14 protein-coding genes are annotated in these 11,115 nt (G+C 70.5%); 9 read left to right on the forward strand and 5 right to left on the reverse strand.

Translation table 11 applies throughout. The features are described 5' to 3' along the window. Positions 1-163: 163 nt before the first annotated feature. On the forward strand, positions 164-832 hold the full coding sequence (locus RM704_RS33780) for a response regulator transcription factor (RefSeq protein WP_033529331.1): 669 nt from the start codon (positions 164-166) through the stop codon (positions 830-832). Further along, positions 829-2,265: a sensor histidine kinase gene (locus tag RM704_RS33785; RefSeq protein WP_033529330.1), complete on the forward strand. Its 1,437-nt coding sequence runs from the start codon at positions 829-831 to the stop codon at positions 2,263-2,265. Before RM704_RS33780 ends, RM704_RS33785 begins: the two co-directional genes overlap by 4 nt. A 65-nt stretch (positions 2,266-2,330) precedes the next feature. Here the strand turns inward: RM704_RS33785 and RM704_RS33790 are convergent, their stop codons facing one another. The 4 genes from RM704_RS33790 to RM704_RS33805 all read right to left on the reverse strand — a co-directional run bounded on the left by RM704_RS33790 (position 2,331) and on the right by RM704_RS33805 (position 5,028). Continuing rightward, positions 2,331-2,807, reverse strand: a complete 477-nt coding sequence (locus tag RM704_RS33790; RefSeq protein ID WP_033529329.1) for a MarR family winged helix-turn-helix transcriptional regulator — start codon at positions 2,805-2,807, stop codon at positions 2,331-2,333. Positions 2,808-2,943: 136 nt separating this feature from the next. Next, positions 2,944-3,741, reverse strand: a complete 798-nt coding sequence (locus tag RM704_RS33795; RefSeq protein WP_033529328.1) for an AIM24 family protein — start codon at positions 3,739-3,741, stop codon at positions 2,944-2,946. A gap of 2 nt (positions 3,742-3,743) precedes the next feature. Next, on the reverse strand, positions 3,744-4,394 hold the full coding sequence (locus RM704_RS33800) for an AIM24 family protein (RefSeq protein ID WP_033529327.1): 651 nt from the start codon (positions 4,392-4,394) through the stop codon (positions 3,744-3,746). 1 nt (position 4,395) lies between these two features. Further along, on the reverse strand, positions 4,396-5,028 hold the full coding sequence (locus RM704_RS33805; RefSeq protein ID WP_033529326.1) for an AIM24 family protein: 633 nt from the start codon (positions 5,026-5,028) through the stop codon (positions 4,396-4,398). Positions 5,029-5,384: 356 nt separating this feature from the next. Between RM704_RS33805 and RM704_RS33810 the strand changes: the two genes are divergently transcribed. The 6 genes from RM704_RS33810 to RM704_RS33835 all read left to right on the forward strand — a co-directional run bounded on the left by RM704_RS33810 (position 5,385) and on the right by RM704_RS33835 (position 8,922). After that, positions 5,385-5,729, forward strand: coding sequence for a DUF3817 domain-containing protein (locus tag RM704_RS33810; protein ID WP_033529325.1), 345 nt, complete (start codon positions 5,385-5,387; stop codon positions 5,727-5,729). Beyond that, positions 5,726-6,016: an MTH1187 family thiamine-binding protein gene (locus RM704_RS33815; RefSeq protein WP_033529324.1), complete on the forward strand. Its 291-nt coding sequence runs from the start codon at positions 5,726-5,728 to the stop codon at positions 6,014-6,016. Before RM704_RS33810 ends, RM704_RS33815 begins: the two co-directional genes overlap by 4 nt. A 194-nt stretch (positions 6,017-6,210) precedes the next feature. Beyond that, the gene (locus tag RM704_RS33820) at positions 6,211-6,957 is read left to right on the forward strand and encodes a hypothetical protein (protein WP_033529323.1); all 747 of its coding nucleotides are present in this window, start codon (positions 6,211-6,213) and stop codon (positions 6,955-6,957) included. Between the two features lie 5 nt (positions 6,958-6,962). Next, positions 6,963-7,694 (forward strand): DUF4166 domain-containing protein, encoded by a 732-nt coding sequence (locus tag RM704_RS33825; protein ID WP_052146219.1) that lies wholly within the window; start codon positions 6,963-6,965, stop codon positions 7,692-7,694. Then, positions 7,691-8,323, forward strand: a complete 633-nt coding sequence (locus tag RM704_RS33830) for a TetR/AcrR family transcriptional regulator (RefSeq protein WP_033529322.1) — start codon at positions 7,691-7,693, stop codon at positions 8,321-8,323. Before RM704_RS33825 ends, RM704_RS33830 begins: the two co-directional genes overlap by 4 nt. Positions 8,324-8,412: 89 nt before the next feature. Continuing rightward, positions 8,413-8,922 (forward strand): MarR family winged helix-turn-helix transcriptional regulator, encoded by a 510-nt coding sequence (locus tag RM704_RS33835; protein WP_033529321.1) that lies wholly within the window; start codon positions 8,413-8,415, stop codon positions 8,920-8,922. Positions 8,923-8,932: 10 nt separating this feature from the next. On the opposite strand, the gene RM704_RS33840 is transcribed toward RM704_RS33835, so the two are convergent. Next, positions 8,933-9,274, reverse strand: coding sequence for a DUF3817 domain-containing protein (locus tag RM704_RS33840; protein WP_033529320.1), 342 nt, complete (start codon positions 9,272-9,274; stop codon positions 8,933-8,935). A 94-nt stretch (positions 9,275-9,368) separates the two neighbouring features. Here RM704_RS33840 and icmA point away from each other — a divergent pair, with 94 nt between their 5' ends. Then, positions 9,369-11,069, forward strand: a complete 1,701-nt coding sequence (gene icmA, locus RM704_RS33845) for a coenzyme B12-dependent isobutyryl-CoA mutase large subunit (RefSeq protein WP_033529319.1) — start codon at positions 9,369-9,371, stop codon at positions 11,067-11,069. The last annotated feature ends 46 nt before the right edge of the window (positions 11,070-11,115 follow it).

Here is an 11,115-nt window from a genome sequence, read left to right on the forward strand (position 1 = left end):
GACTGGCTGCAACCAGTAACGGATGATGTCGCCGGTTGCAGATTGTTTGTCTGGCTTGTTCGCCTCGTCTGCTTTCGACGGGAACCAATCTGGCCGATCGACGCTGAAGCGGACCTGAAGCCCCCTGAAGACCGCTTCAGGTTCGGTTTGCCAAGCTGAACGCATGCGCCTGTTGATCGTGGAAGATGAGAAGCGGCTCGCGGTGTCGCTGGCCAAGGGCCTGACGGCCGAGGGGTACGCCGTGGACGTCGTCCACGACGGGATCGACGGACTGCACCGGGCGAGCGAGGGGTCCTACGACCTCGTGATCCTCGACATCATGCTGCCCGGCATGAACGGCTACCGCGTCTGCGCCGCCCTGCGCGCCGCCGGCCACGACGTGCCGATCCTGATGCTCACGGCCAAGGACGGCGAGTACGACGAGGCCGAGGGGCTCGACACGGGCGCCGACGACTATCTGACCAAGCCGTTCTCGTACGTCGTCCTCGTGGCCCGGGTGAAGGCGCTGCTGCGGCGGCGCGGGCCCTCGGGCGGTGCCTCGCCCGTGCACGAGGTCGGCGATCTGAAGGTCGACACCGCCGCCCGGCGCGTGTTCCTCGCCGAGGACGAGATCACGCTCACCACCAAGGAGTTCTCCGTCCTGGAGCAGCTCGTCATGAGAGCCGGTGAGGTCGTCTCGAAGGCCGACATCCTGGAGCACGTCTGGGACTTCGCCTACGACGGCGACCCGAACATCGTCGAGGTCTACATCAGCGCGCTGCGCCGCAAGCTCGGCTCCCCGCTCATCAAGACCGTACGCGGGGCCGGATACAGACTGGAGGGCCGCTCGTGAAACGCCGTCTCGGCTCGGTACGGGCCCGTGCGACCCTCGCCGCGACCGTCGTCGTCGCCGTGGCCCTGGTGGCCGCGGGCGCCGCCGTCCTGCTGTCGCTGCGGTTCACCCTCACCGACAAGGCGGACGCGGAGGCCGACTCCGTGGCCCGCAACGCGGCCTCGGCGCTGGCCAGCGGCTTCGCCTACGCCGAACTGCGGCTGCCCGACGGCGACGAGAACCCGGTCGAGGTCCTGGACCGCGACGAGAAGCCCGTCGCGGTCGGCGAGGACGTCGAGGGCCTGGACGTGTCCGCCATCGACTCGGACCGGCTGAACTCCGAGACCAACGACGACGCCGACGACCGGGCGGAGGGCGACAAGGACGCCGAGGACGGGGGCAGCCTCCGGGCGGGCGAGATCGCCGACGAGACCTGGTACGGCGAGGGCACCGCGACCGTCGAAGGGGACACGGCGGACTACCGGTTCGCCGGGGTCGACGTGGTCACGCCGGCGGGCGTGCCGCTCACCGTCTACGCGGGCGCCCCGATGTCCACCGAGGAGGAGGCCGTCGGCACCGCGCTGACGACGATGCTCATCGGGCTGCCGCTGCTGCTGCTGACCGTGAGCGGGGTGACGTACGTCGTCACCGGGCGGGCGCTGCGCCCCGTCGAGGGCATCCGTGCGGAGATGGCGGCGATCACGGCCTCCGAGGACCTCTCCCGACGCGTCCCCGAGCCGGACACGCACGACGAGGTCGCCCGGCTCGCGCGCACCACGAACGAGACGCTGGCGGCCCTGGAGGCCTCGGTGGAGCGGCAGCGCGCGTTCGTCGCGGACGCCTCGCACGAACTGCGCAGCCCCATCGCCTCGTTGCGCACCCAGCTGGAAGTGGGTGCCGCGTACCCGGAGTTGCTGGACCTGGACGGGGCGGTCGAGGACACCGTGCGGCTGCAGAGCCTCGCCGCCGACCTGCTGCTGCTCGCCCGTCTGGACGCGGGGGAGCGGCCGCCGCCGGACGCGCGGTTCGACCTGGCGAAGGTCGTACGGGAGGAGGTGGCGTCCCGGGAGGGCGTGACGCTGGACGGCGTGGACTCGGTGGAGGTGCGCGGCTCGCGCAACCAGATCTGCCGCGTCCTCGGCAACCTCCTGGACAACGCCGACCGCCACGCCCGCGACCGCGTCGCCGTCACGCTGCGCACCACGCCGGACCGGGTGGTCCTCCAGGTGGTGGACGACGGCACGGGCGTCCCGCCGGCCGACCGCGACCGTATCTTCGAACGCTTCGTCCGCCTGGACGAGTCCCGGGCGCGGGACGACGGCGGCGCGGGCCTCGGACTCGCCATCGCCAGGGACATCGCCGTACGCCATGGAGGCACCCTGACGGTCGGCGACGCCCCGGGCGGCGGAGCCCTCTTCGAACTGAGGCTGCCCTGGGAGGCCCCGGGCACCTGAGGGGCGCGGGGCCCCGGCTCGCCGCGCCCACCCCGAAAGCGGGCCACGGCCAGCCCGAAGAAGGGCTACGGCTTGCCTCGATGGCTCCTCAGGTGCTCCGCGATCGGCGTCAGGGACTTGTGCAGCTCCTCCAGCGCCTCCTCCGGCAGGAGATCGATGAAGTGCCGCCGCACGGAGGCGACATGATGCGGCGCCACCCGCTGCATGGTCGCCATGCCGTGCTCCGTGAGCACGGCGAACAGCCCGCGCCGGTCGGACTCGCAGTTCTCCCGGCGCACCAGGTCGGCGTTCTCCATCCGGGTGATCTGGTGCGAGAGGCGGCTCTTGGACTGGAGCGTGGCGGCGGCGAGGTCGCTCATCCGCATCCGCCGCCCCTCCGACTCGGAGAGGTTCACCAGGATCTCGTAGTCGTTCATTGTCAGGCCGAACGGCTGCAGATCCCTTTCGAGCTGGTGCGTCAGCAGCCTGTTGACGTCCAGATGGGTGCGCCAGGCGCACTGCTCCGCATCGGTCAGCCAGCGCGTGGCCGTTTCGGTCTCCATGAATGAAGTCTACCTAAAAGGTTGAAAGGCGAACTAGTGAGGGTTCGGTGGTGCCACTCGTACGGACAGGTCGGGTCTTACGGGTTGAGGCATGACAACGCGCACACGTTCGATGTCACACTCCGCAGACTACCGCTCACAGCCCGAAGCGACGCTGGAGGTCCCCCAGCTGTCCGGGAAGGCGCGGTGCCCCCGCCGGCTGTCCGTGATGCCCGGGTACCCCACCGCCGCCGGGTACGCCCGGCTCGTGCGGGACCATGCCCGTGGCCTGCTCGGCCATGAGGGTCTCGGAGGACTGGAGCAGCACCGTGCCCGCCCCCACGAACTCGAACTGGTGCTCCTCGCCGGACGCCCCGCCGATGCCCGTCATCGCACGTAGACCGCCCATGACACCTGTCATGTAGCCGTGGTCGTAGTGGTGGCACGGCGAGGGGCAGTCGGCCCACCCGACCAGGGCCTGCGGGTCGACCCGGATGGGGGGTTCCATGAACACCACCGGGCCGTTGGAGGCCGCCACGAACTTGCCCGTGCCGATGAGGGTCAGGAAGCCCGGGACGATCGACTGCTTCATCGCGAGACTTGGCTGAAAAGCGAGGAGGTTGCCCGAGCGAATGGTCAGGTTGCCGTCCTCCAAGTCATACGAATTGACGTCGAAGGCCCGGTCGGCGAGGAGCATCTTGCCGGATCCCTGGGCCACGACCCAGTCGCTCGCGTGCAGAGGCGAATGGAACGAGGACCGGACGAGGCGATCGAGTCCGCCGTGCCCGATGCCGTTGAACTCCATCTGGCCGTAGTAGGCGATCATCTTGCCCTTCTGCAGGAACCACTGGCTCCCCTTGAGCTCCACGCAGAAGGTGTAGTTGTTGACGTTGTCGTCGGACGGCAGCGTCATCGGGTCGAAGACGGTCGGGCCGGCGACCGGGGCCCCGTACATGCTCACAGCTTCTCCTCCGAGGCCTGGACGTACACCGCACCACTGCCGCTCAGCTCCAGCTGGAACGCCTCGCCGGAGCCCCGGCCCACCATGTCGCGCCAGCCGAGCGCGGTGGACAGCTTGTTGCGTACGTCGCCGTGGTGCGCCACGTACGCCTGCGGGTCGACATGGACCGGGCGCTGGGGGGTGATCGGGACCTCGATCACCCCGCCGTGCGCCATGACGGCGACGGCGCCGTGGCCCTTGAGGGTCGTGGTGAACAGGCCCTGGCCCGTCACCTGGCCCCGCACCATGCCCATGACGCCGCCCTGCGAGCCCATGAACATCGTGCCCTGCTGGAGGGTGCCGTCGAAGGCCAGCAGCCGGTCGGCCTCGACATAGAGGGTCTCGCCGGTCAGGTTGATCACCTGGATGTGGTGACCACCGTGCCCGAACAGGACCGTGCCGCTGCCCTCGACGGTCATCAGCGGGGTCGCCTCGCCCGCCACCCGGCGGCCGATCATCGACGCGATACCGCCCTGCCCGCCCTGCATGTTGGGGGTGAACGACACCTCGCCCTTGTAGGCGAGCATCGCGCCGCGCTGGCTGAACAGCCGCTGGCCCGGCATCACGGTCGCCTCGATCATCTTCGAGTTGATCTCACGGAAGGCCATGTCAGACGTCCCCCGCCACCGTGTTGCGCTCGCTGGGCTGGACGTAGACGAGCCCGTCGCCCTCGAAGCGGATCTGGAAGGCCTCGCCGCCGCCCTCGCCCATGAACGTGCGGAACGTCACACCGGACTGGAAGGACTGCTGGAGGTTGCCCTGGTGCGCGATGTACGCCCCCGGGTCCACCGTCAGCGGGTACTGGTGACTCACCCGCAGCACCACCGCCGGGCCGTCGGACATGATCGCCGCCTGGCCGTGGCCCTCGATCGTCGTGGTGAACAGACCGTTGCCCTGCGAGGCGCCGCGCAGCCCCGTGAAGCTCGTGCCCGTCCGCAGCCCGGAGTCCGTCGCGAGCAGATTGCTCGACTCCACGTACAGCTTGTCCCCCTGAAGGTTCACGAGGTTGATCTCGGAGGCCCGGTCCGCGAACCAGCAGGTCCCTTGCCCGGTCACCTCCATCAACGTCATCTGTTCGCCCGTGAGGCGGCGCGTCACCATCCCGCGCAGACCCTCACCGCCGCCGCTGAGCTTCTTGAACGTCATCTGGCCGTCGTAGGCGACCATCGATCCGTTCTTCGCCTTCACGGCGTCCCCGGTCATGTCGACGGCCAGCACTTTGCTGCCTTGAAGTCGGAACATTGCCACGGGGTGACGTTAACCGGCCGATGGCCGGACAGGACAGGGCCCAGAGGGGGATCTCGACCCTGAAGGGACCCTAGGGGGTGTTTCGAATGTCCCGCACAGCACCCACGGCGCCCGGCACGCTCCCCCACTCTCGGCTTCGCTCGAGCGGGAGGGGCCCCCACCGCCGCACCGGCCGAAAGTCCAAGTACGTCCAGTACGAGGGCTTTCGTCCGGCACGCCGAGAGCACGCACCGGACACCGCGGGCACCGCACAGGACTTTCGAAACACCCCCTCGGGGACCTCCCGGGAACGCCGGATGTCAGAATGGGGCCGAGCTTGTGCTTCCGTTCACAAAGACCGAAGGTGACCCGTGGACATAAAGACCGTCTCCGCCCTCCGCCGCCTGCGCCTCGTCTCCGCCCCCGAGGCCGTCTCCTTCCTGCTGCTGCTCGTCTGCTCGGTGCTGAAGCGGACCACGGAGTTCAACGCGGTGCCCGTGATGGGCTGGGTCCACGCCATCCTCTTCATCCTGTACCTGATCTTCTGGGCCGACGCCTGGAACCGTACGAAGTGGTCGCTGAAGACCGCCGCGCTCTACTTCGCCCTCTCCGTCCTGCCCACCGGCGGCTTCTTCGCCGACCGCAAGCTGCGGCGCGAGGCGGAGGACGCGGTGATCGCGACCCGCGCCCGCAAGGAAGGGGTCGTGAACGCGTGATCGTCGCCTTCTCCGTGACCCCTCTCGGCGTCGGCGAGGACGTGGGGGAATACGTCGCCGAGGCCGTACGGGTCGTCCGTGAATCGGGTCTGCCGAACCGGACCGACGCCATGTTCACCTCGATAGAAGGTGACTGGGACGAGGTCATGGACGTCGTGCGCCGAGCCGTCGCCGCCGTCGAGGAGCGCGCGCCCCGCGTCTCCCTCGTCCTCAAGGCCGACATCCGCCCCGGCGTCACGGACGGCCTCACCTCCAAGGTGGAGACGGTGGAACGCCACCTGTCGTAGCGCGCGCAGACGCGCAGGCGGTGGGCGTCGTGGCCGGCCGCGGTCACGCTGTCGCGACTCCCGGGAACCCCGATCCCTCCGGGTCGGGGTTTTCTCATGCCCTGCCGTTTGAGCGATCGCTCAAATCGGGGTACGGTCGTGCCCACCACATTGAGCAGTCGCTCAAAAAACTTCACCGGCCCGGGGGAACACGGATGGGGCTCTACATCGAGGCACGAGTACGGGCGGACCTGGAGGAAGTGTGGGCCCGCACCCAGGACCCGGCCCTCCACCAGCGGTGGGACCTCCGCTTCACGGAGATCGACCACCTCCCACGGGCGGCGGGCGAGCCGCAGCGCTTCCGGTATGCCACCCGCGTTCTCCCCGGCCTGACGGTCGCCGGGACCGGGGTCTCGGCCGGGGAGAAGGAGCGGCCGGACGGCACCCGGACCTCCGCGCTGCGATTCGCCTCGCCGCACCCGCTCTCCCTGATCGCCGAGGGCAGCGGCTACTGGCGCTACGTCCCGGACGGCGAGGGCGTCCGCTTCCTCACGGGCTACGACTACCGGCCCCGCTGGGGCCGCCCGGGCGCCCTCGCCGACCGGGTGCTGTTCCGCCCGCTCATGGGCTGGGCCACCGCCTGGTCCTTCGACCGTCTCCGCCTGTGGCTGGAACGGGACATCACCCCCGAACGGGCCCTGCGGCGCTGGCTCGCCGAGGCGGTCGTCCGCGTGCTGACGATCGTGGCCGCCTGCGCCGGGCTCGCGTACGGGGCGTGGGGGGAACCGGCGGGCGTCCTGGCGCCGCTCGCGCTGTTCGCGACTCCGGTCCTGGCGGTGTCGGCGGTCCTGGCCGCCCTGCTGGTACCGCCCCTGCCCGGCACCCCGTCCGCCCGCCGCTGCCTGCGGACCGCACCCGCACGCGCGCGTGCGCCCCGTCTGCTCGCGACCCTGGAGGGATGAGCGGCATGGACGCCACGACTCCGGGGAACGTCCCGTCCCCCTCCGCTTCGCCGGCCCACGCCTCGATCTTCCGTACCGTCATGGGCGCGGACTTCGACCGGCTCCATCCCGAGCTGCGCCGCCGCTTCTCGGTCGGACTGGCGAGCGGGCAGGCGTGCACGGGCCGGGGCGTGATGGACCGCATCTGGCACGGGCGGGGCCTGGTGAAACCGTTCCTCGCGCTCGGCGGCACCCGGAACATCCTCGTCCCGCGCGAGGGGCGGCACGTTCCCTTCACCATCGAGAACGTGCCGTACGCCGACGGTTTCGGCCGTGAGACGGTGACCTTCGTGCGTACCTTCGACCTGCCCGGCCGGCCCCGCCGGTTCGACGCCCAGATGGTGCTGGCGCCCGAGGGCGACCGGGTCCTCGACTACCTCGGCACCCACCAGCACCTCGCAAGCGACCTGCACTTCCGTGCGGAGCCCGACGGGTCACTGCTGATCCGCTCCGGCGAGCACCGTTTCCGCGAGGGGCCGGTCGATGTCCGTGTCCCCGGCCTCATCGGCGGTGACGCCGAGGTGCGCGAGCGCTTCGACGAGCGGACGGGTCGCTTCCGGATCCAGGTGCGGGTGGTGAACAGGCACCTCGGGCCGCTCTTCGGCTACGAGGGTTCCTTCACCGCGACCTTCCAGGACGTCCGGGTGTGCGGGGTCCGGCCCGGGTTGCGGCCGGTCCGTGAGGAGGCGCGGGCGTGAGCGCGGCGACCCGGACGAAGCTGCTGGAGGGCGCGCTGCGCACGCTCGTCGAGCAGGGGATCGCCAAGACGTCCGCCCGTACGATCGCCGCGACCGCCGGGGTGAACCAGGCGCTCGTCTTCTACCACTTCGGGTCCGTGGACGAACTCCTCGCGGCGGCCTGCCGGTACGGGGCCGAGCAGCGGGTCGCCCGCCACCGGGAACGGATGGCGGCGATCGGCTCGCTCTCCGAACTGCTGGCCTTCGGGCGGGAGATGCACGTGGAGGAGCGCGCGGCGGGGCATGTGGCCGTGCTGGGGCAGCTCCTCGCGGGGGCGCAGACCCACCCGCGGCTGGCGCCGGCGACGGCCGCCGGGCTGGACCTGTGGATCGCGGAGGTCGAGGGGGTGCTGCGACGGGTCCTCGCGGCCTCGCCGCTCGGGGAGTTCGCCGACGCGGGTGGGCTGGCCCGGGCGGTGGCGGCGTCGTTCGTGGGGCTGGAACTGTACGAGGGGGTCGATCCGGAGGGGGCGGGAGAGGCGCTGGGGGCGCTGGAGCAGCTCGCGGCGCTCGCCGCCGCTCTCGACGGCCTCGGGCCCGTGGCGCAGCGGGCGGTCAGGCACCAGCTGCGGAAGGCCGCCGGGCGTTGAGGCGCCGACGGTCGTTCGTAGGGAGCGTGGGGCGACCGAAAGGCGAGACGGGGCTGACCAGCATATGACCGGCCGGTAAGGTCGATGCCGTGCCGAAGCCGCTCAGCCTCTCCTTCGACCCCATCTCGCGCGCCGACGAGCACTGGAAGCAGCGCTGGGGAAACGTCCCGTCCATGGCCGCGATCACGTCGATCATGCGTGCCCAGCAGATCCTGCTGGCGGAGGTCGACGCGGTGGTCAAGCCGTACGGGCTGACGTTCGCGCGCTACGAGGCCCTCGTGCTGCTCACCTTCTCGCAGAAGGGCGAGCTGCCGATGTCCAAGATCGGCGAGCGGCTCATGGTGCACCCCACGTCCGTGACGAACACCGTCGACCGCCTGGTCAGGTCCGGCCTGGTCGACAAGCGCCCGAACCCCAACGACGGCCGGGGCACCCTCGCCTCCATCACCGACAAGGGCCGCGAGGTCTGCGACGCCGCCACCCGTGACCTCATGGCGATGGACTTCGGCCTCGGCGTCTACGACGCCGAGGAGTGCGCGGAGATCTTCGCGATGCTCAGGCCGCTGCGGGTGGCGGCGGGGGACTTCGAGGAGAGCTGACCGGAGGCGGTCAGGCGGCGGCCGGGTTCGGGGCCGTCTCCTTGATGATCAGCGGCTCGACCTCGCGGCTGACCTTGCGTTCCACGAAGAAGGCGGCCGTGGGCACGGTGCCGGCGAGCAGCACCCAGGCGAGACGGCCCAGCGGCATCTTCGCCTTGCTGCCGAGGTCGAAGGCGAAGACCAGGTACAGCACGTAGAGCCAGCCGTGGGCGAAGCCGACCACGGTGACGAAGCCGTCGAAGCCGTCGAGGCCCAGCAGACGCTTCCCGATCACGCCCACCGTCAGCAGGATCAGCAGCACGGCGGTGACGTAGGCCATCACCCGGTAGCGGGTCAAGACGCTCTTCTTCATGGCGTCGAGCGTAACGGGTGCTTCTCGGCGCCCGGCGCGCGCGTCCTGACCTGCGTCGCTGTCGTTTACTAGGACGTCCTAGTAAATTGGTCCCATGGACGCTGACGCCATCGAAGAGGGCCGCCGCCGCTGGCAGCACCGTTACGACTCCGCGCGTAAGCGGGAGGCCGACTTCACGACGCTCTCGGGGGATCCGGTGGAGCCCGTGTACGGACCCCGGCCGGGGGACGTGTACGAGGGGTTCGAGCGGATCGGGTGGCCGGGGGAGTACCCCTTCACCCGCGGGCTGTACCCGACCGGCTACCGGGGGCGGACCTGGACGATCCGCCAGTTCGCGGGGTTCGGCAACGCGCGGCAGACGAACGAGCGCTACAAGACGATCCTCGCCAACGGGGGCGGAGGGCTGTCCGTCGCGTTCGACATGCCGACACTGATGGGGCGGGACTCGGACGATCCGCGCTCGCTCGGCGAGGTGGGGCACTGCGGGGTCGCCGTCGACTCCGCCGCCGACATGGAGGTCCTGTTCGAGGACATCCCGCTGGGCGACGTCACCACCTCCATGACGATCAGCGGCCCCGCCGTCCCCGTCTTCTGCATGTACCTCGTCGCCGCCGAGCGGCAGGGCGTCGACCCGGGGGTGCTCAACGGCACCCTCCAGACCGACATCTTCAAGGAGTACATCGCGCAGAAGGAGTGGCTCTTCCAGCCCGAGCCGCACCTGCGCCTCATCGGCGACCTCATGGAGCACTGCGCGGCCGAGATCCCCGCGTACAAGCCGCTCTCCGTCTCCGGCTACCACATCCGCGAGGCCGGGGCCACGGCCGCGCAGGAGCTGGCGTACACGCTCGCGGACGGCTTCGGGTACGTGGAGCTGGGGCTCAGCCGAGGCCTGGACGTCGACGTGTTCGCGCCCGGCCTGTCCTTCTTCTTCGACGCGCACGTCGACTTCTTCGAGGAGATCGCCAAGTTCCGCGCGGCGCGCCGGATCTGGGCGCGGTGGATGCGGGACGTCTACGGGGCCCGGACGGACAAGGCCCAGTGGCTGCGGTTCCACACCCAGACCGCCGGGGTCTCGCTGACCGCGCAGCAGCCGTACAACAACGTGGTGCGCACGGCGGTGGAGGCGCTGTCGGCGGTGCTCGGCGGGACCAACTCGCTGCACACCAACGCGCTGGACGAGACGTTGGCGCTGCCGTCCGAGCAGGCCGCGGAGATCGCGCTGCGGACCCAACAGGTGCTGATGGAGGAGACCGGCGTCGCCAACGTCGCCGATCCACTGGGCGGTTCGTGGTACGTCGAGCAGCTGACGGACCGCATCGAGGCCGACGCCGAGAAGATCTTCGAGCAGATCAGGGAGCGGGGGCTGCGGGCGCATCCGGACGGTATGCATCCGATCGGGCCGATCACGTCCGGGATTCTGCGGGGGATCGAGGACGGATGGTTCACCGGCGAGATCGCGGAGTCCGCCTTCCGGTACCAGCAGGCGTTGGAGAAGGGGGAGAAGCGGGTCGTCGGGGTCAATGTCCACCACGGGTCCGTGACCGGGGACCTGGAGATCCTGCGGGTCAGCCATGAGGTGGAGCGGGAGCAGGTACGGGTGCTCGCGGGGCGGAAGGCCGCGCGGGACGACGGCGCGGTGCGGGGCGCGCTCGACGCGATGCTCGCGGCGGCGCGCAGCGGGGGCAACATGATCGGGCCGATGCTCGACGCGGTGCGGGCCGAGGCGACGTTGGGGGAGATCTGCGGGGTGCTGCGCGAGGAGTGGGGGGTGTATACGGAGCCGGCGGGGTTCTAGGGCGCCGTGGCCTCCGGCGGGCGGGTGGGGGTGCGCTGTCGGGTGC

This window comes from Streptomyces gottesmaniae, from assembly GCF_031845845.1.
Classification (GTDB): Bacteria; Actinomycetota; Actinomycetes; order Streptomycetales; family Streptomycetaceae; genus Streptomyces; species Streptomyces akebiae.